Below are 23,523 nucleotides of genomic sequence, written 5' to 3' on the forward strand. Positions count from 1 at the left end.
AACACCAGTAAACGATCTGAGAACTTAAAATCTCCCTTTTCATTCTTGCCTTCACATCCCTCCCTTAAATCCGTTAAATCCCTGTGCTTGCTCGTGGCCCAACTTCCTTCTTCAACAAGCCAGCTTAGCCTCAAAAGCCAAAGAATTAACAGAAAACTCCCCCAAAACTTCTTCTAAAATAGGAGATGTGAAGTTACAAGGCTGAGGTTTTCCCAAATGATAGCCTTGAGCGTAATCTACCCCTAGTTCATTGATTTTATCCATAATTGTTTGATTTTCAACATACTCGGCAATAGTTTTAATTCCCATGACGTGAGCGATTTTGGTAATAGCTTCCACCATTGCGATATCAATAGGATTATCGACAATATGCTTAATAAAATTGCCGTCTATTTTGAGATAATCAACCGGCAAGCTTTTCAGGTAAGCAAAGGAAGACATCCCGCTGCCGAAGTCGTCCAAGGCAAACTGGCATCCTAGTTCCTTGAGTTGCCAAATCAAGCTGGCTGCCTTAGTGAGATTACCGATCGCCACGGTTTCTGTAATTTCAAAACAAATTATTTGCGGCGGTATTTGATGGATGGAAAACTGTTCCTGAATAAACTCGATAAACTTTTCTTCGTTGAGGCTGTCCCCAGAAAGGTTGATTGAATAAAGGCTGGGATATTTGCCAAATGACGATTGCCTATCAGAAAGAGAGCAAGCAGGGAAGGTAACTATTTTATCGCTGCCTACCCCGGGGTTTTGGACTAATAAATTGGCCGTGAAAATTTTAGATAAATTGCTAAATAAAGTGCGAATTACCCAGCGGTCGATCGCGTGCATCAAGTTGTAGCGTTCGGCCGCCGGAATAAACGCCATCGGCGACACCAACTCACCAGTTTCCAACTGGAGGCGCAGGAGGATTTCGCAGTGGGTTCCGGTGTTTGGAGAGTTGAGCAAAGGTACGATCGGCTGAGAATACAAGCAAAAGCGATTCTCTTCTAAAGCTTGATGAATTTGCACCACCCACTCGGTTTCGCCGTGCTGTTTGATTAATTCTCGATCGCCGGCTTGATAAACCTGCACCCGGTTGCGACCTTTATTTTTAGCAGCGTAGCAGGCCATATCGGCCGCGCTCAAAATCGCAGATGTTGATGCTGTTTTGGGATTGATTGCTACCAAACCGATACTGACGCCGATCGAAAAAGTTTTGTCCTGCCACCCAAACCGGAATCCCTGAATGGTTCGCAGCAGCGTTTCAGCAACATTCAATCCTCGTTCGACGGGACAACTATACAGGAGTACAGCAAATTCATCGCCGCCCAGACGCGCCAAAATATCGGTTTTGCGGATATTGCTTTTAAATAGCTGGCTGACTTGGCGCAGCAGTTCGTCCCCTGCAGCATGACCGCAGGTGTCGTTAACTATTTTGAAGCGATCGAGATCCAGGTAAAGCATCACGTGTTCTTGCCCGTAACCTTGAGCGCCGTGTAGGGCGTGCTCTAGCTGGTACTCAAATTCCCGGCGGTTGACTAATTGCGTCAGGGGGTCATGAGTTGCCTGCCAGGTGAGTTGCCGCGCTTGAGTTCGCACTTGCGTGACATCTCGAAACACAACGACGGCCCCGACAATTTCGCCGCTGCTAGCGTGGATGGGGGCGACGCAGTGGTCGATCGCAAATTCGGTGTTGTTGCGGTCAATCAGCAAGCTGTTGTGTCCTTGGTCAACAATCCGACCTTCGCACAAAGCGATTTCGGCGATATTTTCGATCGACCGCCTGGTAGTTTCGTCAACTATTCTCAGCACGCTGGCGAGGGGCAAACCCTTAGCTTCCGAGGTAGACCAACCCGTGAGTGTTTCGGCAACTGGATTCAGGGTGAAAATGCAGCCGTCGGCGTCAGTAGTGATGACGCCATCGCCGATCGATTGTAGAGTAACCTGAGCAAGTTCTTTTTCTTCAAAAAATGCTTGTTCCATGCGCTTGCGATCGGTAATATCTCGCTGCACCGACACCCAGTGGGTAACGTTCCCGGAGGTGTCGGCAATGGGTACGCTGTTGAGTTCCACCCAATATGTTGAACCGTCTTTGCGGTAGTTAATCAATTCCAGGCGTAGGGGTTCTCGGCGAGAGAAAGTACGGCGAATTTTAGCGACTTGGGTTGGGTCGCTTTCTGGGCCGCGCAAGCAACTCGGGGTTTTCCCGATGATTTCTTCGGGTAGGTAGCCCGTCATTTGGGTAAAAGCTTCGTTGGCATAGATGATTGTGGGGTCGGAGATATCGCTGTCTCCGGCATCCATAATCACGATTGCGTCGTTAGCGTTCACTACAGCAGATTCTAAAAGGTGGAGCCTGGCCTCAGCCCGCACGCGGGTAGTAATTTCCCTTTCTAGTCTGGCGTTAGTCAAGCTGAGGGATGCGATCGCTTTTTGCAATTCCCTAGTCCTTTCTGCCACTGCATCGTGCAGAACATCAATCGCCCCGGACATTTCCATCGGGTCAAGTACGCGAAGTATGTTGGTTTGAGTAACTATTCCTAGGAGTTCTCCCTGTTCCCCCGTTACTACTAACCTGCGGACTAAACGCTGGCGCATTTCCTGATGAGCTACCCACAGCGAGTCTTCTTGCTTGAGGCTAAATAAGGGGGTACTCATCACAGTTTGGGCGATCGTTTTCGACAAATCTATATCTAAAGCTTGAAATTCGACAATATCCCGTTCTGTGACTATACCTACTGGAATGGGGAACGGTAAATTTCTCGATAATTCTGTTGATTCGGTAATTACTACGCAGCTAACGCGGTGTTGGGCCATCAACTCGGCTAAACTCCTAACTGACGCAAAGCGAGGTGCTTGAATGACTTGTGCGGTCATTACTTCTTTCACGCGACGCATTTTTAAAATATTTGCCGGTTTCAGCATGGCTTGGCGAATGCTTTCCGGGGTAATTACTCCTAAGAGTTGACCCTCACTATCCAATATTGGTAAATGCTTAGTTCTTCGTTGCCCCAGCAGAATTAGGGCGCTGAAAATGTCTTGAGTCTCGGATTTTGTCAGAGTTGCAGCAGGCTGCCTCATTACTTCTGCAATGGTGATACCTTTTAAGTTTTTGCCCGAGGCAATCAAATCGACAAGATCCCTTTCTGTGAAGATTCCTTGCAATTGAGAATGTGAAGCAGAGTGCGAGGATAATTTTTCTAGGGATTCTTCCACGACAAAGACGCAGATACCTGTCGCGTCTCTAAATGCGCTTGAGGTGGGGGGATTTGCTATTTCTGTTAGTGGCTGATAGATATCGGTTGGTGGAATGTCTGGGTTTAGAGAGCAAGTTCCGCGCCGTTGACCCATCAGGGTAATTACTTCGGCTAGTGGGGTATCGGGTGCAACTGTCAAGGGGTAGCGGTCAATTACTTGAGCTAAGGTTGGGAGATACTTGGATGAATCGTTTTTGAGCATATTTAATTGAGTTTTGCGATCGCGTGGACTCTGCGACATTCCAAAAAAGTGCTGCTTTCCAAGCACTAGGTGGATTTTTACGGCGCTGCTGAGACCTAATTAAAATTTATTGTTAAAAATGCAGCCGAGATTGGACTGGGGATCAAGCCAGTGACTGCTTTTCCTCTACCTATAAAGGTATAAGCTTATCTTTATTTTAAATTAATTTTTCAGTCTCGTGACACTTTTATTAAAAACAAGGTATTTTTTGTGAACTTTTTGCGCTACGATCGCCGCTAAAATCATCCATAGGATTGCGAATCATCTCCATCTTCAGAAAGACGCATCTGTTGCCTATCCTAGGTAACCTAGAAAAGGTTACTACAAAAAGGCACTGTATTAAGTTCGGCAGTGTTAAGTTTTGCGAAATTATGTTTTGCGAGCTTGTCGAGACCATCTATGCGTTGTTGAGGGCAATCGATATCACAGCCCATCTGTGAATTAGATCGCAGCTTCCGAAAACAACCGTGGTAAGATTGTAGATATCAAGACAAGAAGTTAAATACAGAGTCAGGTGAGGAAAAGGGATTATGAAACGCAATCTATTAGCCGCTACTTTTTTAATTACTCCCCTACTGTTGGCCGGTCCGGCTCGCGCTGAAAATCCCGCTCACGTCAAACAGTTATTGTCAACCGGGCAATGTTTTAAGTGCGACTTGTCAGGAGCAGATTTAACGGGAGCTCATTTAATTGGTGCTGATTTGAGAGAAGCAAATTTACGAGGAGCAAACCTATCTAGTGCCAACCTCGAAGGTGCTGACTTGACGGGTGCTAACTTGACGAGTGCTAACTTAACCCAAGTTTTCCTGACTAATGCCAGTTTAAATGACGCAGACCTCGATCGGGCAAATCTGACCGCCGCCATCATTAACACCGCTGACGTATCCGGCGCATCGATGGAAGATATGACGATCACAGATGCGAAAGTCTACAATACCCAAATCGGCGTCGGCGGCAGCTACGACCAGTAAACTCATTAAAAGAATGGAAAACACCAATTTTGAGGTTAAAACCCGGTTTCTCTTCAGAAGCCGGGTTTTTAGTCTTTTTGTAGGCTGCCCCGGAGCCTCACATTTTATGTCGTATTTCAAGCGAACAATCTGACGCACCCTACTACGACCGCTAAAAACCCAAATCAACCGCAATTCGGTGCGCGCAAGCAAACCCAGAAAATGCCACCGCATTTAAACCCTGTCCGGGAAACGTACTGTCGCCCACACAATACAAACCAGGCATAGAAGTTCGATTAAACGGCATTCCCAGCAAACCCATTAGCTTCTGTCGCGGAATCGGCCCGTAAGTTCCGTCTTCGCGCCCCAAAAAGCGGCGGTGAGAGCGCGCTGTTCCAACTTCCATATAATCCAAACCGGCATCTAAACCGGGAAAAATCTTTTCTAATCTTTCAATAATTCTCCCTCCCGCCTCTTCCTTTTTCTCCTCATATTCCTGCTGTGAAAGTCCTTCCCACTCTTCCATCCAACTCGAAGTAAAAGCGTGAACGATGTGATATCCTGCGGGAGCTAAATCCGGGTCGAGCACGGTCGGGATTGACACCAAAACTGTTCCTTCCGGCGCTTCCATTTTGTCCCAATCTTCTAACAAAATGTGGTGGCAGGCACTACCCGCAGGGATTACGCTTGCTTCCACTCCCAAATGCAAACTCAAGAAACTGGGGGCTTTTTGATAGCGCTGCTGCCATTTCTTCTCGCTAGCGGGCATCTCTTCTGCAGGCAGCAATTTCTCGAAAGTATCCCATCGCGTGGCGTTAGAAACTATCCGCTTTGCCCGGTAAACTTCGCCGGTTGCTAGCTCGACTCCGACAGCGCGACCCTTTTCTGTAATAATTTTTTTCGCCTTAGCTTTGTATTGAATTTTCCCGCCGCATTTTTCTAATCCTTCGACTAATTTCTGGGCGATTTGACCGACTCCGCCTTTGGGATAATTTATGCCGCCGTAATGTCTGTCGGAAAATACCATGCCGGCATTAATCATCGGCGTCAAGTCTGCAGGTACTACAGACCAGTAGTAGCATTCCATGTCGATAAATTTCAGCAAAGTAGGGTCTTTTATGTAGCGCCGCGCAATGTCGCCAGTATTTTGAGGCAGATATTTTACTAATCCCAAACAGGCTAAGGGATTCTGAAAAAAGACTCGGACGAGATATCCGGGTTCTTCTAGGGATAGCAATTCCATCCCGTTGAGGCAGTTAAAGACGTTCCAGCATTCGCCGTAAAATTTGTGGATTCCTTCGCGTTCGTGAGGGAACCTGTCTGTTAATTCTTGCAAGTATTTGTCATAAGGCTGGGGAACTTCAAGTTCCAAGCCGTCGGGTAAGTGATAGTGAAGCTGTACGGGGTCGGGAATCGTTTCTAGGGTGACGTTGACTGCTTTCAGGGCGCGGGTGAGGAGGTTGGTGGTGCCCCGCTGTCCGAAACCAAAAATCATGGAGGCGCCGACATCAAACCTGTAGCCTTCTCGATCGAAATATCCAGCGCTACCCCCCGGAATTGTATAGCTTTCGAGCACTAAAACTTTGGCTTTCTTAGCTGCTAGCTGGGTGGCCGTCACGAGTCCACCAATGCCGGAACCGATGACAATTACATCAAACTCTTGCTCTGTTGGGCGGGAGTTGGGAGAAAATAACTGGGATTGGGTAGGAGCTGACATTAGGTTAAAAATCTTAATATTTCTATGATTTTACAGTCGATCGCTCCCCAAGCAAGAAGTTCGGCAAGAGATTATGTAGCGGATGTAACGGATGTCAGGAAGACCGAAGTTCGGCAATGCCCAATGCCCAATATCCAATCCCCAATGCCCGATGCCCGATGCCCGATTCCCCTGCTTCCCAAAAAAATGCGGGAACAGTCTACCATTGCCGACTGCCCCCGTCTGCCGATCCTTTGAGAGGAGAACACTAAAAATCACTATAGCCTTGTTGCTAATTAATGTCAATACTATTGGAAAAATATTTCAATAAGCTGATGGAGGTCGATCGGCGAATGGGTTCTAACTCAATCTCTGGCTTGTATGCGCCCTCAAGGATGTGATAAGTTGCACAGAGCGATCGATCGCCCGTTGGGGAAGCCCTCGAAGAAGATCGACCGCACCGCATAAAATTTCTCAAACCTAGCACTCTCCCCAATTTCCTAATGTCCCTGCAACTGCGCGTTTACGTTCCCCCGCATCCGTTAATTAAACACTGGTTGGCTGTTGCCCGCGACGCCGCCACCCCCTCGGTACTTTTTCGTTCTGCGATGACAGAATTGGGAAGGTGGCTGGCTTACGAGGCAATTCGAGAGTGGCTGCCGACAGTGGAAACGACGGTGCAGACCCCTGTGGGCGAATGTCCGGCGACTTTTATCAACCCGGAAGCTCCGTTAGTTGTGGTACCGATTTTGCGGGCGGGTTTGGCACTGCTCGAAGGAATTCAGACGGTTGTACCGCTGGCTTCGGTTTACCACCTCGGCATGGCAAGAAATGAGGAGACGCTGCAACCGACTTGTTATTTGAACAAATTGCCGGCGCAGTTTAACCCGGAAACGCGGGTGATAATTAGCGAGCCGATGCTGGCGACTGGCGGCACGATTATAGCGACAATGCAGGAATTGACGAAGCGGGGAATTGACCCGAGCTTGATTCGGATTATCTCTGTGGTGGCTGCTCCTCCGGCTTTGAAGAGGCTGAGTGCAGAGTACCCGAGTTTGATGATTTACACGGCAACGATCGACGAAATAGTTAACGAACAGGGATTTATTGTACCTGGTTTGGGAGATGCGGGCGATCGAACTTACGGCACCTGAACAAGTCAGTCAGTCAATTTTAGATTTTAGATTTTAGATTTTAGATTGACTCGACAGATAAATCTGGAGGCTTGTATCCCTTTTTGGGTGCTGTGAGTTGTTCCAGGAATCAGTTACTGAAAGCTCGGGGGAAAAAGATGACCCTGGTTTGGTAAAAGCAGGCACAGAGAGAGTTAGAATCAAAAGTACAAGTCAAAAATAAATAGCGTTTAGCACTCATTGCCCGTGAAACTTGATTCTGTTCCGCCAAGCTTGTCTGCTTCTGACTCAGTAAACCTCAATTATGATTTGCCACAACAGGTACAACTACAAATAAAAGAGGTTACTGATATTTGTGCTGCTTTAACCCCGGAGCCCGCTGAACTCTCAGGGACTGTAAATCCCGATATTTGTCAGGAACAAAAGAAACTGAAGTCGAAGCACTGGGCAGTTTTTGCTTCGACTTTTGCAACTATTTTTTTAGCTGAAATAGGAGACAAAACTCAGCTTGCGATTTTGCTAATGACGGCTGAATCCCGAAATCCTTGGATCGTTTTTGCGGGTGCGGGTTCGGCTTTGATAGCAACCAGTTTGCTGGGGGTTTTGCTGGGAAGGTGGCTGGCTAGTCGGATTGCTCCGAGAACTTTGGAGAGAGCAGCCGGAGTGATTTTGCTGGGGATTTCGGCGATTCTACTGTGGGAAGTGCTGGGTTAATTGTCTGCCTGTCGGTAAGTCGTTGATTTCTACAATAGCTAACTAAGAACTAAAAAAACATGGACTGGCAACTTTTGGGAATCAGTTTTATTACAGTGTTTTTGTCAGAATTGGGAGACAAAAGTCAATTAGCTGTTATCGCCCTCGGCAGCAGTTGTAACTCGCCGCGGGCTGTATTTTTCGGTACAGCGTCGGCGCTGCTGCTGGCGAGTTTAATCGGCGTGGCAATCGGCTTCAGCACCGCAGAGGTGTTGCCGGAACGACTGGTAAAGGGACTCGCAGCGATCGGATTTGCGGTGATGGGCTTGCGTTTGCTGTGGCCAAAAACAGATTTACCGGAAGCATCCGAGTAGGGCGTGCCATCGGTCGATTTTAGATGTTAGATTTTAGATTTTAGATTTACTCCACAGATGAATCTGGGAGTTTGAACAAGAGTCTAAAATTTTGAGTTCTCCACAACAGGAGTCGTTGGCAAGTATCCGTTTTTGGGCGCGTCAGGAAACTTGACAGTATAGTTATATCAAATCTGTTAGCATCGGAATGATTCCTATCTCTCTTCTCGACCTCTGCGTGAATTAGCGTCAATCCATTGTCATCTGCGGTTAATACTTTCTCTTTTTTTAACCGCCGATGAGGAGAGGTTTACACAGATTAACGCAGATGAATTCTATCAATTCCGGTTGCACCGTCAGTGATTTTTGACTGTTGACTGGATTTTACGCCTGACGATGCTAACAGATTTCATATTATTGGATAAATGTTTGATTGATAGGGAAACCGCAGATGCAACGCAGGTGCATTTCAAGCCGAGTTTACGATCGCGTTAAAATTTAAAAAATTAGCGGGGGGCGTGAATTCACGCCCCCCGCTGCTGGTTGAGTTTTTTTTCTGCACTCAACATCTCAGCATTGTGTCGATTAAACTTGGTTTTGGTAGCACCAGCCCAGCAGCGTACCGGCGACAGCCAACTTCAGCGCTTCCAATGCAAAATAGCCTTGGTGCAGTAGATTCATCCCGGCGGGCACTTCTGCTGCCTCACCGAACAGATTTAGCTGGATTCCTAGGGCACTCATTTGGGGTGTCAGGCCGTAGGTGTCAATCAGGGCGATCGCCAGAAGTACCAATGATAATAAGATTGCTGTGCGGCTGCGCTTGCCGAAGTCACCGACTAAATTGCTCAAAACCATCAAACCCGTTGCCACCAGGCCCGAACAGATTAACTCAACCCGGTTGAATCCCCAGAACATTAAATTCCCAGCCGTTGTAAACTCGGGAGATGTCATCATGCCAGATACGTAGAGACTGGGCATAATGACTAGATCCAAAATCAGGCTAACGCTGAGCCAAAAAATTAGGGCCACCATGACAATTGCTTGCCAGCGCGGTTTGATTGATTCCACTCTTGATGTTGTAATAGCTGTCATATAATTCGACCCTCTAAAATTTTCTTCTGCCTTTTCTAGAGTTTAACTAACTTTTTTCTAAAATTCTGTTAAGTATTTTTAAATTAATGGTAACTTTTGTGTAACATAGCCTGAATAATTGTTAAGCTCACTTATGTTTGTCATCACTTCGGTTAACTAATACTAATTCGGAAAAAGTACGGAATAAATTAATAATTACTCACAGGACTTATGCACTGCGGCCAAAGACATCTGTTGTTGACCCTGATTAAACACCATAACGTATTTTTTTTATAAAAAACCCGGTTTCTGCGTCCAGAAATAACTCCTAATTCAACTGTATATGCCTAAATTTCAATTATCCTCTTGGTTGCCCCGTCTCCCCCCTCAAGTCTGGATTCTTGCTGCCGGCAGATTCCTCTCCCAAAGTGGCACCGGTTTTACTTTATTTTACGCGCCGATATTTTTTGTCGATCGCGTGGGCTTATCTGCTACTGCTGTTGGGATTGGTTTGGGTAGCGGTTCAGTTTCGGGAATTTTGGGCCGCGTTTTGGGCGGTTCTTTTTGCGATTCAAAATTTTGGGGAAGGCGGCGAACTTTATTGCTGGCGGCAGTTATTTGTGCTGTGGCTTCTTTTGTACTGGCGGCGACTAATGATTTCGTTGGCTTAATTGCGGGCAATTTACTGATGGGTTTTGGGGTGGGTTTGTATTGGCCTCCAACCGAGACGATGGTGGCGGATTTAACGGAGGGCGAACAGCGACAGGAGGCTTTTGCTTTGACGCGGCTTGCTGATAATTTGGGTTTGCAAGTTGGGATTATTTTGGGCGGTTTGTTGATTGAGTTAACGGGGAATTATCGATCGCTCTTTATTATTGATGGTATCTCGTTTTTAGTGCTGTTTGCGGTGGTGGCGATCGCGATCGCCGAAACCTACAAACCAGCTAATCCAGGGGAGAGAGGAAAAAAAAATCGGGAAAATGGTTGGATGGTGGCGCTGAGCGATCGCAGTCTTCTAGTTTATGCTTTAGTAAATACCCTGTTCACATTATATATTTCCCAAATCCAAACCACAATGCCGCTGTACTTTAGCAAGTTTGTCGCGGTGGGGACGGAAAAAGGTTTTTCAACAGGTACAATTACCGTTTTGTTTGCTTTTAGCACGTTTTTAACTGTGGCTTTGCAACTGCCAGTTGTTAAAGCTTTGAGACCATTTTCCCATCCAAAAGCTTTGATGATTTCTGCGCTGCTGTGGGGAATGGGATTTATTGCGATCGGCTTGACGGGAATGGCTGCAACTGGCAATATATTGTTAGCTGTTTTAGGCTTGAGTTTTTTGTCGGTTGCGACTGTTGCTTATACGCCTTTTGCTTCTGCTTTGGTGGTGGATTTAGCGCCAGAGTCTTTACGCGGTGTGTATTTGGCGGTTAATTCTCAGTGTTGGGCGATCGGCTATTTAATCGGGCCGCCGCTGGGCGGTTTGGCTTTGGATAGAGGTAAATGGGCGGCGGATAATTTTTGGTTGGGTTTGGCTTTGAGTGTCGGCGCGGCTATTTTTATTTTGCAAAAGCTCGATCGAATGTTGAAAAGTAGAATCTAATATTCAGTTGTTGGTTTAGGACTAAGACCAAAAAAACCCGGTTTCTGCGTCAATATCTCTCGGTTTGATACCACGATTTTCCAGAGAAACCGGGTTTGTGACCCCGCGTGCGTCCAAGACTGTAGTTGTTAGCATTAACAGTCAACAGTCAACAGTTAACCGTCAACTAACTAATTTATTTTCGTCGATCGCCCAATTTGCGGTAAACTGCTCTCAAATCAACTTGATGGTGAGCCAAAGCAACCAAAGCGTGATAAAATAAATCCGCAACTTCCCCAGCAATCCCCTCTTTGTCGTCATCTTTGCAAGCCATCACAACTTCCGCCGACTCTTCGCCAATTTTCTTGAGAATCTTGTTGTCGCCGCCCTCGAACAATTTGCAAGTATAAGAACTTTCGTTAGGATTGTCCCGGCGATCACAAATTACCGCAAATAATTGAGATAACATATCCCCTGGCGGCGGTGAAATTTCCCCATCAACTTGGTGAAAACAACTTCTTTCTCCCGTGTGACAAGCAATATCTCCAACTTGTTCGACAGTCACTAGCAAAGCATCGCTATCGCAGTCGTAACGCAGCCCTTTAACATTTTGAACGTGTCCCGAAGTCGCGCCTTTTGGCCACAATTCGCAACGAGAACGACTCCAGAACCAAGTTTGCCCGGTAGAGAGCGTTTTTTGCAGCGACTCCCGATTCATCCAGGCCATCATTAACACCGTACCGTCCAAATAATCTTGGACGATCGCAGGCACTAAACCGCGATCGTCGTAACGAATCTTTTCAATTGGGATCGATCGGCTCAAACTCGATAAATCAGTAGTAGACATAATTTTATTTCAACTTTGTAATATAGATTAACGCTTTCCTGTCGGAGATTGTTTTTTTATTAACCGCAGAGAACGCAGAGGACGCAGAGGAAGAGAAGAGAGAAGATTGAGCAAGGGGTGGGTAAATTGTCAAGAACTCTTTTACAAAAAATTACACTTTAGGGCGATTCCCTACGGGATAGCTTCGCTTCACGATGCGGGTGCTACAAAGCCTGAAAAACCCAAGCTACTATTGCTACTCATTGGTTTGTACCTTAAAATCTATTAACATAGTTTCCTTGAATCGACCTAACCATTATCCTGAAGTCGCTATAAAAGTATCCTACCAACAACAGACCTTCACTAAGGAGAAAACATTGGTTTCCACAACCTTGAAAACGACCAAATCCGAAGAAATTTTCGCCGCTGCCCAAAAGTTGATGCCAGGTGGCGTCAGTTCCCCCGTCCGCGCCTTCAAATCTGTAGGCGGACAGCCCATTGTATTCGATCGAGTCAAAGGAGCCTATGTTTGGGACGTTGACGAAAACCAATACATTGACTACGTAGGTACTTGGGGCCCGGCCATCTGCGGCCACGCCCACCCGGAAGTCATCAAAGCGCTGCACGAATCTTTAGAAAAAGGTACGAGTTTCGGCGCACCATCGGTGTTGGAAAACGTACTGGCCGAAATGGTCATCGATGCCGTTCCCAGCATTGAAATGGTGCGATTTGTCAACTCTGGCACCGAAGCCTGTATGGCCGTTTTGCGGCTGATGCGAGCTTTTACCGGACGCGATAAACTGATTAAATTTGAAGGCTGCTATCACGGGCACGCCGATATGTTCTTGGTAAAAGCCGGTTCCGGCGTTGCAACTCTGGGCCTTCCCGACTCTCCGGGCGTCCCGAAATCCACTACTGCCAATACCCTCAACGCTCCCTACAATGACTTAGAAGCAGTCAAAGCTTTATTTGCCGCAAATCCCGGCGAAATAGCAGGCGTAATTCTCGAACCAGTGGTGGGGAATGCCGGTTTTATTACCCCGGATGCAGGTTTTCTCGAAGGTTTGCGGGAAATTACTAAAGATAACGGTGCTTTGTTAGTTTTTGATGAAGTAATGACCGGTTTCCGCATCGCCTACGGCGGAGCTCAGGAAAGATTCGGTGTCACCCCGGATTTGACTACTTTAGGTAAAGTTATCGGTGGCGGTTTGCCGGTGGGAGCTTACGGGGGAAGGCGGGATATTATGGGGATGGTGGCTCCTGCTGGCCCGATGTATCAAGCGGGTACGCTGTCGGGAAATCCTTTGGCGATGACTGCTGGGATTAAGACTTTGGAATTGCTACAAAAACCCGGCACTTACGAACAGTTGGATAAGATTACCAAAAAACTGTCCGACGGATTGCTAAAAATTGCTAAGGAAACCGGACACGCGGTTTGGGGCGGGCAAATTAGCGGGATGTTTGGCTTGTTTTTTGCGGCTGGCCCGGTTCACAATTACGAGGATGCCAAGAAGTCGGATTTGACGAAGTTCAGCCGCTTTCACCGGGGAATGTTGGAGCACGGAATTTATCTTGCTCCTTCGCAGTTTGAGGCGGGATTTACTTCTTTGGCTCATACTGACGAAGATATCGATCGAACTTTGGCTGCAGCGCGTGAAGTGATGGCAAGTATTTAACGTGTGTAGTAAGGATGTTCGTCCTTAAAACTCAGGAATAAATAATTAAAGTCCTTGCTGTTTGTTGGCAGTAAGGACTTTAATTTTTAACTGCTTTATCAAATAAAGTCCTGAATCGTAGAGACTATTCTGGACTACCTTTTAATCAGGCTTACAGGCTTTTTTTAGTAAATTTTCACCGGGTAATTCCTGTTTAATGGTGTGAGGGAATTACAAATTAGTAATTATAGGAACTCTCTACTTTACCGTAGCAATCCCTAACTTAGCTCCCTTAATTCGGCGTAATCGATCCATAACTTCCACAACATTTCCGTGATTGACGCTTTTATCCGCATTCAGCACAATTAATGAGTTCGGATTTGACCCCATTACCTGTCGCACTGTACTCTCAATCTGCTCTAAGTTGACTGACTTTTTATCAACCATTAATTTTCCCTGAGGATCAATGGTGACGGTAATTTTAGCAGGCGAGTCCTGAACTTGAGAGGTTGATGCTTTCGGTAAATTTACGGGTAGACCCTCGGATTTGGATAAAGACAAAGAGGAAACAATGAAAAACGTCAATATGGCGAAGGTTACATCAATCAGTGGCACGATGTTGATCTGGGGAATACTATCAGGTTCATCGGGTAGGCGCATAGTTAGATTCTCTTGGTAGTTTTTCGTAGTGGTGACGGTACAATAGCTCTAGCTGGCCTCCGGCTTCCTGCATAAAAGCTATCTGCTGTAAGTAAAACCCACGAAACATATTAGCAAAGACGAGCGTAAAGATTGCCACCACTAACCCCATTGCCGTAGAAACGAGGGCTTCGCTAATCCCCCCGGTAACGCCCGCGGCATTGGTGCCTGCAGCATCTCCCAGTTTGAGGGAGTCAAAGGTAGTAATTAAGCCCAAAACTGTTCCGAGCAACCCAAATAGCGGGGAGAGGGTGATAATGGTGTCAAATATTGTATTGAATCGCTTCAAAACGGGGATTTCTGCCTGAGCTGCACTCTCTAAGACCAAACGAAATTCTTCGATGTTGGGCGAGTCTAATTCTAATGCTTCCAAAAAAATTCTGGCTAACGGCAAATCAGCGTTTACTTGTAACTTTTTGATGGCGGAATCCGGGTTTTGACCGTAAAGTCTTAGCACTTCCCGCACCACCCGCCGCTGTCGCCGATTCACTTTAAACCAAAAGACAAGACGCTCTAAAATCAGTGCGACTGCTGCGATTGACGAGGCAAGCAGCGGCCAAGAAACAATGCCCCCAGCGCGAAAAATGTAAATGAAATTATCCATTAGTTTGTATTCTCGTTAGCTGTGTTGAGTGATCGCAAGCTGCCTAATGGTGCAATTAGCCCGATCGAAGGCTGGTAGAGTTTCTGCGTCAAGTCGGCACAAGTGATTCAGACTGCGAATTGTTTCACTCAAAGGCGATCGCGCGATCGCACAAACGCATTACCTGTATGTGACTATCTTCGTCTTTACCCAAAATGCTTCTACTGCGATCTCGACCGATTTTTCTCCCAGTGCTTGCTTGCTAAAGATTTGCCTTAGGACTTGACAATAATCTTCAATAATTTAAAAGATTCTCAACTAGGTTTCCACAAATATCAGTGTTTGTCAAGCCATCATTTACAATATTCAATAATATTTTCTTATTTAAGATAAGCTTATTGTTTTTTATTGCTTATGTAAAATCACCTGTGAAAAGCTTGAGAATGTTGAAATTTGTTGGTAGATTACGGGCTACAGTATTGCATTTAAGGCATTTTGAAACCTTGCCCTGCCAGAATCAGAAAATTGACAGCACCCACGAGAGCGACGTAGGCGCACCCAAAGGAAATGCTGATTGGTAGCGTCTACTTGCTATATCAAAATAAAATAATGAAAATTAATTGCAAGAGTCTTGAACAGGGTGACAGTCTTCTTATAGGATGGGTAGGTTCATCAGTGATAGCAAGCTCAACCCGCAGTTGGTAGCTTGTTTCGGGTTATGTGGGGGAGCCAGCGAGGACGTTGCCAACCCATCCATCAAGGAGATTCGTAAGGCATGAGTTTTTCAAATATTTCGGCGACGCAAAGAGAACAACAAGAAGAAGCTCTCAAAAAAGTTCTGGCGATCAGTCTATTAGCCTCAAGCTTACTGCACGGTGTCGCGCTGCCGTTGAGCCTCAACTTGGTCGAACCTGCTGAATTTGCAGAGGAACCCATTGAAGTTGTTGTGCTTGATGAACCCAAAGTAGAGGAAACCCAGCCAGAGCCGACTATTCCAGAAAAGGTATCTCCCCCACCTGAGACGTTCAAACCAGAACCGCCAGCAGAGCCAAGTCCCGCAGAGGAGCCACCCGTAGCGGTAACGCCACCGCCGATTCCAGAGGAGCAGCCGGTAGCGGTAACGCCCCCGCCGATTCCAGAGGAGCCACCCGTAGCGGTAACGCCCCCGCCGATTCCAGAGGAGCCACCCGTAGCGGTAACGCCACCGCCGATTAAGGAGCCACCCGTAGCGGTAACGCCACCGCCAATTCCAGAGGAGCCACCCGTAGCGGTAACGCCACCACCAGAGATTAAGAAAGAGCTGCCCTTAACGGAAACTCCGCCACCAACTCCTATCGAGCCTTCCCCCCCACCTCAACAGGATTTCAATTCCCCAGAAACTCCTAAAACCCCGATCGCCAAGGAACCCGAAACCCCTTCGCCCGATCCTCCAAAAAGCGAACCACCCGTTACCGCATCCCGCCCCAAGGGTGCTGGAAGTTCCACAGACTTTACAAAAGATGCTGCAAATCCCAACTCCTCCGACAGCCCCGAAAAAAATAACCCGCTCTCACCATCTGCTTCGGCGGGTAGCGGGGAACCTTCCTCAGAGCCATTAAATCCTTCTTCCGGGCCCATACAGCGATCGCCCGGGGCTGGGTCGCCAGTCACAGCTACTAGACCAGGAGGCGGTGGCAATTCTGGAAATGGGATCGGAGGTTTAGGAAACATTGCCTCTGGTGGCCCAGGAGGCGGAAGCCCAGGAGGTGGAAGCCCAGGAGGAAGTGCGTCGAACTCACTATCTGGCGCCAGCGAAAATGGCGACCTACCTTCCTCAGAGCCATTTGGGGATGGTTCGGGGCGATTGGGAAGATCGGCGACGGCTGGCTTACCAGGTTCTGGAGGCGGAGGCCCTGGAGGCGGAGGCTCTGGAAGCGGAGGCTCTGGAAGCGGAGGCTCTGGAAGCGGAGGCCCTGGAGGCGGAGGTTCTGGAGGCGGAGGTTCTGGAGGCGGAGGTCGTGGAGGCGGAGGCTCTGGAAGCGGTTCGGGGTCAGGGCAAAAACCGACAAATCCAGGAAGAGGGGGGAGTCCTTCGCGCGCTCCCGGCACGCCTGGAGGCACTTGCATTAGTGGCTGCGGTAAACCTAACTATCCGAGCGCAGCCAGAGAAGAAGGGCGCCAAGGCCAAGTGGAACTCATTTGTGACATTGACCCCAACGGTAAGACAGTCAACATCAAGATCTTGACTCCTAGCAAATACAACGACTTGAATCGCGCAGCGATGAAAACAGTAGAAGAAAGGAAATATGCCCCATCAGAGAGTGGCATTCAAGGAGAAAGAATAACCATTACCTTCCTGCTCACTGACTAGGGATTTTTTTGAGACTCTAGCAATTTGGCTGGAAATTCTATAGCACCGTCCAAGGAATAGCAAAGTTAAAAGTTGAATTTTTTGTGAATTATGAATTTGGGAATGTCGTCACCAATATTAAGTAAACTTCAGCGAGTTGGACTCGCTCTATTACTTGGTTCCAACTTGGGAATTGCTTTGTTATTTGCCAACCCTCGCAGCGCAATGGCAGGAGTAATTACTTTACCCGATGGCGGACGTTGCGAGGGAGAATTGAGTGAGGGAAAACTCAGCGGCCCCGGCAGTTGTCAATATGCCAACGGCGATCGCTACGAAGGCCAATTTCTCAACGGCAAACCTCACGGTCAAGGCATCTATACCTTTAAAGAAGAAGGTCGATACCAAGGAGAATTTGGGGATGGGGAATTCAACGGTCAAGGTGTCCGCGAATTTGCTAACGGCAACCGCTACGAAGGCACTTTTAAAAACGGTGAGTTCGACGGTACAGGAACTTTTACCTCAACTAACGGCATTCGTTACGAAGGCTCTTTTACCAATGGTTCTCCCAGCGGTCGCGGGGCTTTTACGTTCAGTAATGGCACTCGATGCGAAGGAGATATTAAAGAAGGAAAAGTTAACGGCAAAGGCGTGTGTCAATATGCTAATAAGAACCGCTACGAAGGAGAGTTGCTGAATAATGTGCCTCACGGGCAGGGAATTTATACCTTTGCTGAAGGAGGTCGTTATGAGGGGCAATTTAGTGAAGGGCAGTTTCACGGTAAAGGGGTTCGCGAATATCAGAACGGCAACCGCTATGAAGGAGAGTTTGTCAAGGGCAACACTCAAGGTCAGGGGGTGCTTACTTTTAAAGAAGGGGGACGTTATCAAGGGCCGTTTGACAATGGAGAATTTAGTGGTGAAGGTGTCCGTGAGTTCGCCAATGGGAATAGCTATAAAGGCACTTTCGTCAAGGGTAAGATGAGCGGGAAAGGAGTTTTTATTTTTGCTAATGGCGATCGCTGCGAAGGCGAATTTAGCGATGGTCAGTTCAACGGCAAAGGTACCTGTATTTACGCCAATGGCGATCGCTATCAAGGTGAATTCCTCAACGGCCAGAAACACGGGCAAGGTTCTTATCTATATGCAGATGGAACGAAAGTAGAGGGAACTTGGCAACAGGGGCAGCTTAAAAAATAACCTTATAACCTATCTCGCCCTACTTGTTTACCCCTCCTCCTCACCAATGGCATTAATGCGCTTTAGGGCCGACACACGGGCGTTTTATAGCGCTTTTCAAGTTGGTGAGCGTAGCGGAGGGCTTTTAATTTCACATCCGATTTACACAGGGTGTTTTTTCGGATTTTCTGGATGTCTCGAAGAGGTGTTATTTTTTTAACAGCAGATGGAGGCAGATAGACGTAGATAAATTACGTTTTTGGGCATCGGATTTGTATAATTTTCTCCATTGTTCTCCATAAAAGGAATTTAAATCCTCGGCGTTTTGTTCGTGCAGCTTGTTGAAAATGCTGTTATGTCTCAGTTTAACCCTAGCCAATTAATTTCCAGTGTTTCTACAACTAAAAAAACAAGGTCGCCGGATTGTCTCGTTATTGATGAGTTTTATTTTAGTTTTGCTTCTAAATAATGGGGTTCAATCCTCGCCTGAAATCGGCACTCAAATTCTTTGGGATACCTATGGAATTCCACACATTTATGGAGAGAATACTAAAAGCCTTTTCTACGCTTTTGGGTGGGCGCAAATGCAAAGTCACGGTAATCTGATTTTGCGTCTTTACGGGCAAGCTCGCGGGCAAGCTGCCGAATTTTGGGGCGAAGATTATCTGGAATCCGATCGCTGGGTGCAAACGATGGGAATTCCTAATCGTGCCAATGCGTGGTATGAATCACAAAATCCCATTTTTCGCAACTATATCGATGCTTTTGTTGGCGGAATGAATGCCTATGCAAAAGAACACCCAGAGGCGCTCACCCAAGAATTAAAGGTAGCATTGCCCATCAAACCGGTAGATGTATTGGCACACGCGCAACGCGTCATCAATTTTACTTTTGTAGTCGATCCAGAGGACCTTGAAGATATCGCTGACAATGATACCCCCAAAGGCTCTAATGGTTGGGCGATCGCTCCTTCGCGCTCTGAAAGCGGCAATGCCATGTTATTGGCAAATCCTCACCTTCCTTGGTCGGATTTATATTTATGGTACGAAGCACAACTGGTTGGCCCAGAAATTAACGCTTACGGAGCGACTCTTGTCGGATTTCCTGTATTAACGATCGCCTTTAATGACAACTTGGGATGGACTCATACTGTCAACACTCACGATGGCTGGGATGCCTATGAATTGCCCCTCGCTAACGATGGCTATCGCTTCGATGGCGAAGTCCGAAAATTTGACAGAGAAGAGAAGGTTTTAAAAGTCAAAGAAAAGAATGGGAATTTGCGCTCGGAATCTCTAGTAGTGCGGCGTTCTGTTCACGGGCCGATTCTCACAGAAAAACAGGGCAAAGCGATCGCCCTGCGCGTTGTCGGACTCGATAAACCAGCAGCGCTTCAGCAATGGTGGGATATGGGACGCTCAAAGAATTTTTCTGAATTTGAAGCCGCTTTAAAGCGCTTGGAAATTCCCATGTTTACCGTCATGTATGCCGATCGTGAGGGGCAGATCATGCACTTGTTTAACGGTCAAGTCCCCATACGCAAAAAAGGAGATTTTAAATACTGGTCAGGCACGATCGCAGGCAATACGTCAGAGACTTTGTGGAGCAAAAATCATCCCTATGCGGATTTGCCGCGCGTTGTCGATCCGCCCAGCGGTTGGTTGCAAAATACCAACGATCCGCCTTGGACAACGACGTTTCCCAGCCCGATCGCACCGGATAAATATCCCGCATACATGGCACCGCGCGGCCCGATGGATTTGCGCTCGCAGCGATCGGCAAAAATGCTCTTAGAAGATGACAAAATCTCTTTCGATGAATTGATGCAATACAAACATTCCACTCAGGTAGAACTAGCCGATCGCCTCCTCGATGATTTAATTCCCGCCGCACGGCAAGGCAGTGAAAAAGCGCGCCGCGCTGCGGAAGTTCTCGCCACTTGGGATCGGAAAGTCGATGCTGACAGTCGCGGTGCGGTGCTGTTTGCCTTTTGGAAAAAAGCGATGGATGCCGATCGGTTATTCGCTAAACCTTGGAGCGAAGATGCGCCGCTAACGACGCCAGACGGGTTGGCAAATCCTGCGGAGGCGGTGCGGGTGCTGGAAGCGACAGCAACCAAAGTTGAGGTAACTTATGGCGCGTTAGATGTGGCATGGGGGGAAGTCTTCCGATTGCCTGGGGAGGCGAATCTGCCGGCAAATGGAGCTGACGGTGCTTTGGGTGTATTTCGCTCAGTATGGTTCGCTCCTGGGAAAGACAATCGCTTTCAAGCGGTGGCGGGCGATTCTTTTGTGGCTGCGATTGAGTTCTCGAATCCGGTGAAAGCGATGGCGCTAAACAGTTACGGCAACGCCAGTCAACCTGGTTCGCCCCACGCCGGCGATCAGTTGCAGCTATTTGCTCGGAAGGAATTGCGCCCTGTATGGCGATCGCGATCGGAAATTGAAGCTCACCTGAGTTCGCGCCAGAAACTATAGAAGAAGGAAGGAGGAAGAAGGAAGGAGGAAGAAGGAAGAAGGAAGGAGGAAGAAGTTAAAAGACTTCTCTCCGTGTCCCCTTTACGCATCGCGCAGCAGCCGGCAAGCATACCCACCGACTGCAACGAGGAATAAGCCTAGGGCGGAGATAGCGTATAACAAAGCCATGCCAGCACCGGCACCTGTCCCCAGAATTCCGCCAAAAATAGCTGCTAAAAAACCTCCCGGTTGCATGGCGGGTTCAAAGACGCGATCGGCAAGTGGCCCTGCGATCAATAAACCGAGCGCTGACGCCAATTGCACGATCACTGCTCTGGTAGCAAAAACGCGCCCCTGCACCTCTGGTGCGACTTTCGCCAGCCATATCGCCTCGTTGGAACTGCCGAGGATGGGGAAATTGAAAGACGAACAAAATTGAGCGGGAATCCAGATGGAAAGGGCCTGACCGAAAGCAAAGACTATTTTACTCAAACCCGCGCCTGCCATGCCGAGCAGAAAGCCCCGGATTCGGCGCTTGGGGCCGCCCCAAATACTGACGATCGATGCTCCTAAAACGCCGCCTGCGCCGGCGGCTGAAAGGATCGTACCGAGGATTCTGGCATTGTTGCCGGTGCGTGCCAGAATCATCGGTGAGTAGAGGGCCGCGCCGATGTCGTGAGCGAACCAGAATAGCGAAACCGACACCAGCAAGGCAAGCAGGCTGGGACGCTGCACGATGTAGCGGAATCCGAAGCTGAGTTCTTGCAATAGGTGGGGGCGAGTCGGCTGGGAATTGGAGGCGATCGCGGGCTGGGGTATTTTGACAGATATTAGCGTGGCGATCGCGATTGTAAAAGTTGCCAGGTCGATCGTAAAAATCCCGCTCAACCCGATCGCAGAATAGAGAATCCCCGCCAGCGTCGGAGCAATAATACTCGCGCCGTATTTTGCCAAAAAACTTAAACTGCTAGCGCGGCTGTAATGCTTTTCTGGCATCATTGTCGCGATCGCTGCGGAGTAAGCTAACTGCTGAAGTTGGTCAAAAATTCCGTTAATCGCAGCCGCTACATATATATGCCATATTTGCAGGTTTTGGCTGATATAAAGTAATAGGATAGTGAGCGTTAACAAAGCTGAAACCGCATCACCGCTCCCCATCAAAAATTTTCGATTCCAGCGATCGACGAGAATGCCAGCAACCGGAGCAAGCAAGATGCGCGGCAATTGAATAAAAAAACTCAACAAAGCCAAAGCCGTCACTTGACTGGTGGACTCCCAAATCCAAATAGTCAGCGCAAACGCGGACATAGCGCTGCCAATCATCGAAGCAGTTTGTCCGAGCCAGAGTTGAATAAATTTTTGCATTAAAGAAGCGATTGATAGGATTTAAAATTCAGAGAATCGGGGTTTTTAGGCAGGAGAATGGCACCCGCATCCCACCGCACGCCGCTCTCCTTAAAACCAAGGCCATTGCTGGCTAAGTGGAGATAATTCTTCATATTGCTGTCTCGCCTCCTTGCGGTAAAATTTCGCCAAATGCCGCTGCCGCCACATCATTACGCCCGTAACAAACAGTACAATCGCTGCTAATCCTGCGATCGCGTGTGCCACCCGCAAGTAAATTCCGCCATAGCTGCCAATATGTAGCGGATAAAGCGAGTTGAGAATTCGATTTGCTACCGAAGCTGAATTTACACTGTCAGCCTGCAATATTTTGCCACTGTATTGGTCGAGATAAATGGTGCTAATCCCGTTTGGGTGCGGCTCATTGGGAAATTTTTTCCGTACCTTAAAAATTGCTTCAGGCTTCAAAGGCAGAGAAATAAAAGTGGTTTTAGCTTCCGGCCAAACGGTATTAACTTGGTGTAATATTTCGTCAAGGTTTTGCCTCGAACTGCTAGACTGGGGATGAGAAGTCAATGCGGGCTGTGGCTTTTCATTCGTTAGCCAATACAGCGTCGATTGAACCGGCGCGTAAAAAATTATCGCTGTCCCTGTAGCGGAGATGAGTATGAGAAAAGCGACCGATACAATGCCAGAAACGTTATGTAAATCAAAGACAGTCCGCTGCCAGTGAGCTTTCCAATTAATAGAAAATCCGCGACCCAAATTGCGCCAGCCCGTCCACAATACCAAACCCGTAAAAGTTAGTCCTAGCATTACTAGACCGCAACTACCGACAACAAGATGACCGAATTCTCCTCCCGCTAATTCCGCGTGTAACGTAAAAATAAAACCTGTAAAAGTTTCTTTCCAAAGGCGCCCACCCGTAATTTTTCCACTGTAAGGGTTGACATAAACGCTAACTATTTCTTCACTCTTTGACAGCATGGAAACTTGGCAAACATCCTTCGCTGATCGTGGCAGCAAGATACTAAGAGCTTGATTTTGGGGATAAGCTTTTTCGACAATCTGCAGGACATTTTCCAGCGGTATCCGTTCGGCTTGAGGAATAACTTGCAGGAGTTGAGGATTGAAGAACCGCTCGATTTCGGGCCCAAAAATTAGCAAGCTACCTGTTAAAGCAATTACTGCTAGAAATATTCCTACCACCAACCCCAAATACAAGTGCAGTTTGAATGCGAGTTTGCGGAACTTCATCTCGAAATTTTTCTCAAAGCCGTTAACTGTTCTCATTAAGGTAAAACCGATAGTCCGACAGGCAATGAATTCCCTGTCTCAAAGCTAAAGTCCTCGCTATGAGGACTGAGAAAAACACTTTTCAACTCATTAGTCCTCTTGAGAGGACTTTAGCTATTAGACAGGGGTTTCAACCCCTGGCGGACTGGCGGACTAGCGGGTGGCCGCGAGGACTAGCGGACTAACAGCTTAAATTGACACCAATGGGTT

The 23,523-nt window shown here is 47.6% G+C and carries 18 protein-coding genes; 9 read left to right on the plus strand and 9 right to left on the minus strand.

What is annotated here, in order from left to right; genetic code table 11:
• Nucleotides 1-111: 111 nt before the first annotated feature.
• The gene (locus QUA71_RS02460) at nucleotides 112-3,474 is read right to left on the minus strand and encodes an EAL domain-containing protein (RefSeq protein ID WP_333281752.1); all 3,363 of its coding nucleotides are present in this window, start codon (nucleotides 3,472-3,474) and stop codon (nucleotides 112-114) included.
• A gap of 530 nt (nucleotides 3,475-4,004) precedes the next feature.
• Here QUA71_RS02460 and QUA71_RS02465 point away from each other — a divergent pair.
• Nucleotides 4,005-4,445 carry a pentapeptide repeat-containing protein gene (locus QUA71_RS02465; protein WP_190658024.1) on the plus strand — a complete coding sequence of 147 codons (441 nt, stop codon included), beginning with the start codon at nucleotides 4,005-4,007 and terminating at the stop codon, nucleotides 4,443-4,445.
• Nucleotides 4,446-4,596: 151 nt separating this feature from the next.
• Here the strand turns inward: QUA71_RS02465 and crtH are convergent, their stop codons facing one another.
• Nucleotides 4,597-6,141 (minus strand): carotenoid isomerase, encoded by a 1,545-nt coding sequence (gene crtH / locus QUA71_RS02470; protein WP_333281758.1) that lies wholly within the window; start codon nucleotides 6,139-6,141, stop codon nucleotides 4,597-4,599.
• Between the two features lie 271 nt (nucleotides 6,142-6,412).
• Entirely contained in the window at nucleotides 6,413-6,586 is a 174-nt protein-coding gene (locus tag QUA71_RS02475; RefSeq protein WP_333281762.1) for a hypothetical protein, read from the minus strand.
• Nucleotides 6,587-6,623: 37 nt separating this feature from the next.
• Between QUA71_RS02475 and upp the strand changes: the two genes are divergently transcribed.
• From upp to QUA71_RS02490, 3 genes are all read left to right on the plus strand, one after another.
• Complete coding sequence (gene upp, locus QUA71_RS02480; RefSeq protein ID WP_006635025.1) at nucleotides 6,624-7,274, plus strand: uracil phosphoribosyltransferase; 651 nt, start codon at nucleotides 6,624-6,626, stop codon at nucleotides 7,272-7,274.
• Nucleotides 7,275-7,499: 225 nt separating this feature from the next.
• Nucleotides 7,500-7,967, plus strand: coding sequence for a TMEM165/GDT1 family protein (locus QUA71_RS02485; RefSeq protein WP_333215347.1), 468 nt, complete (start codon nucleotides 7,500-7,502; stop codon nucleotides 7,965-7,967).
• A gap of 59 nt (nucleotides 7,968-8,026) precedes the next feature.
• On the plus strand, nucleotides 8,027-8,320 hold the full coding sequence (locus QUA71_RS02490) for a TMEM165/GDT1 family protein (RefSeq protein ID WP_333215345.1): 294 nt from the start codon (nucleotides 8,027-8,029) through the stop codon (nucleotides 8,318-8,320).
• Nucleotides 8,321-8,884: 564 nt separating this feature from the next.
• On the opposite strand, the gene QUA71_RS02495 is transcribed toward QUA71_RS02490, so the two are convergent.
• Nucleotides 8,885-9,391, minus strand: coding sequence for a hypothetical protein (locus tag QUA71_RS02495; RefSeq protein WP_333281766.1), 507 nt, complete (start codon nucleotides 9,389-9,391; stop codon nucleotides 8,885-8,887).
• Nucleotides 9,392-9,713: 322 nt separating this feature from the next.
• Between QUA71_RS02495 and QUA71_RS02500 the strand changes: the two genes are divergently transcribed.
• Entirely contained in the window at nucleotides 9,714-10,970 is a 1,257-nt protein-coding gene (locus tag QUA71_RS02500; RefSeq protein WP_333281767.1) for an MFS transporter, read from the plus strand.
• Nucleotides 10,971-11,145: 175 nt separating this feature from the next.
• Here the strand turns inward: QUA71_RS02500 and hisIE are convergent, their stop codons facing one another.
• Nucleotides 11,146-11,796, minus strand: a complete 651-nt coding sequence (gene hisIE / locus QUA71_RS02505; RefSeq protein ID WP_333281770.1) for a bifunctional phosphoribosyl-AMP cyclohydrolase/phosphoribosyl-ATP diphosphatase HisIE — start codon at nucleotides 11,794-11,796, stop codon at nucleotides 11,146-11,148.
• 356 nt (nucleotides 11,797-12,152) lie between these two features.
• On the opposite strand from hisIE, the gene hemL reads away from it, so the two are divergent.
• Nucleotides 12,153-13,451, plus strand: a complete 1,299-nt coding sequence (hemL, locus tag QUA71_RS02510) for a glutamate-1-semialdehyde 2,1-aminomutase (protein WP_333281773.1) — start codon at nucleotides 12,153-12,155, stop codon at nucleotides 13,449-13,451.
• A gap of 237 nt (nucleotides 13,452-13,688) precedes the next feature.
• Here the strand turns inward: hemL and QUA71_RS02515 are convergent, their stop codons facing one another.
• The gene (locus QUA71_RS02515) at nucleotides 13,689-14,090 is read right to left on the minus strand and encodes a biopolymer transporter ExbD (RefSeq protein WP_333281776.1); all 402 of its coding nucleotides are present in this window, start codon (nucleotides 14,088-14,090) and stop codon (nucleotides 13,689-13,691) included.
• Entirely contained in the window at nucleotides 14,074-14,733 is a 660-nt protein-coding gene (locus QUA71_RS02520; RefSeq protein ID WP_190732534.1) for a MotA/TolQ/ExbB proton channel family protein, read from the minus strand. Before QUA71_RS02520 ends, QUA71_RS02515 begins: the two co-directional genes overlap by 17 nt.
• Nucleotides 14,734-15,487: 754 nt before the next feature.
• Between QUA71_RS02520 and QUA71_RS02525 the strand changes: the two genes are divergently transcribed.
• The 3 genes from QUA71_RS02525 to QUA71_RS02535 all read left to right on the plus strand — a co-directional run bounded on the left by QUA71_RS02525 (nucleotide 15,488) and on the right by QUA71_RS02535 (nucleotide 20,694).
• Nucleotides 15,488-17,062 carry a TonB family protein gene (locus QUA71_RS02525; RefSeq protein ID WP_333281779.1) on the plus strand — a complete coding sequence of 525 codons (1,575 nt, stop codon included), beginning with the start codon at nucleotides 15,488-15,490 and terminating at the stop codon, nucleotides 17,060-17,062.
• Nucleotides 17,063-17,164: 102 nt separating this feature from the next.
• On the plus strand, nucleotides 17,165-18,238 hold the full coding sequence (locus QUA71_RS02530; RefSeq protein WP_333281782.1) for a hypothetical protein: 1,074 nt from the start codon (nucleotides 17,165-17,167) through the stop codon (nucleotides 18,236-18,238).
• A 368-nt stretch (nucleotides 18,239-18,606) separates the two neighbouring features.
• A complete protein-coding gene (locus QUA71_RS02535) occupies nucleotides 18,607-20,694 on the plus strand; it encodes an acylase (protein WP_333281785.1) in 2,088 nt (695 codons plus the stop codon).
• 81 nt (nucleotides 20,695-20,775) lie between these two features.
• On the opposite strand, the gene QUA71_RS02540 is transcribed toward QUA71_RS02535, so the two are convergent.
• Complete coding sequence (locus QUA71_RS02540; protein ID WP_333281788.1) at nucleotides 20,776-22,038, minus strand: MFS transporter; 1,263 nt, start codon at nucleotides 22,036-22,038, stop codon at nucleotides 20,776-20,778.
• 90 nt (nucleotides 22,039-22,128) lie between these two features.
• The gene (locus tag QUA71_RS02545; RefSeq protein ID WP_333281790.1) at nucleotides 22,129-23,310 is read right to left on the minus strand and encodes a PepSY-associated TM helix domain-containing protein; all 1,182 of its coding nucleotides are present in this window, start codon (nucleotides 23,308-23,310) and stop codon (nucleotides 22,129-22,131) included.
• Between the last annotated feature and the right edge of the window lie 213 nt (nucleotides 23,311-23,523).

The organism is Microcoleus sp. MON1_C5 (assembly GCF_036701875.1).
Classification (GTDB): Bacteria; Cyanobacteriota; Cyanobacteriia; order Cyanobacteriales; family Microcoleaceae; genus Microcoleus.

What these genes read in the sequence shown, in the direction of transcription:
- QUA71_RS02540 (WP_333281788.1), bottom strand. Translation starts at nt 22,038, where the DNA reads ATGCAAAAATTTATTCAACTCTGGCTCGGACAAACTGCTTCGATGATT.
- QUA71_RS02530 (WP_333281782.1), top strand. Translation starts at nt 17,165, where the DNA reads ATGTCGTCACCAATATTAAGTAAACTTCAGCGAGTTGGACTCGCTCTA.
- QUA71_RS02545 (WP_333281790.1), bottom strand. Translation starts at nt 23,310, where the DNA reads ATGAGAACAGTTAACGGCTTTGAGAAAAATTTCGAGATGAAGTTCCGC.
- QUA71_RS02515 (WP_333281776.1), bottom strand. Translation starts at nt 14,090, where the DNA reads ATGCGCCTACCCGATGAACCTGATAGTATTCCCCAGATCAACATCGTG.
- QUA71_RS02525 (WP_333281779.1), top strand. Translation starts at nt 15,488, where the DNA reads ATGAGTTTTTCAAATATTTCGGCGACGCAAAGAGAACAACAAGAAGAA.
- upp (WP_006635025.1), top strand. Translation starts at nt 6,624, where the DNA reads ATGTCCCTGCAACTGCGCGTTTACGTTCCCCCGCATCCGTTAATTAAA.
- QUA71_RS02520 (WP_190732534.1), bottom strand. Translation starts at nt 14,733, where the DNA reads ATGGATAATTTCATTTACATTTTTCGCGCTGGGGGCATTGTTTCTTGG.
- QUA71_RS02465 (WP_190658024.1), top strand. Translation starts at nt 4,005, where the DNA reads ATGAAACGCAATCTATTAGCCGCTACTTTTTTAATTACTCCCCTACTG.
- QUA71_RS02460 (WP_333281752.1), bottom strand. Translation starts at nt 3,474, where the DNA reads ATGTCGCAGAGTCCACGCGATCGCAAAACTCAATTAAATATGCTCAAA.
- QUA71_RS02500 (WP_333281767.1), top strand. Translation starts at nt 9,714, where the DNA reads ATGCCTAAATTTCAATTATCCTCTTGGTTGCCCCGTCTCCCCCCTCAA.
- QUA71_RS02490 (WP_333215345.1), top strand. Translation starts at nt 8,027, where the DNA reads ATGGACTGGCAACTTTTGGGAATCAGTTTTATTACAGTGTTTTTGTCA.
- crtH (WP_333281758.1), bottom strand. Translation starts at nt 6,141, where the DNA reads ATGTCAGCTCCTACCCAATCCCAGTTATTTTCTCCCAACTCCCGCCCA.
- QUA71_RS02475 (WP_333281762.1), bottom strand. Translation starts at nt 6,586, where the DNA reads ATGCGGTGCGGTCGATCTTCTTCGAGGGCTTCCCCAACGGGCGATCGA.
- hisIE (WP_333281770.1), bottom strand. Translation starts at nt 11,796, where the DNA reads ATGTCTACTACTGATTTATCGAGTTTGAGCCGATCGATCCCAATTGAA.
- QUA71_RS02495 (WP_333281766.1), bottom strand. Translation starts at nt 9,391, where the DNA reads ATGACAGCTATTACAACATCAAGAGTGGAATCAATCAAACCGCGCTGG.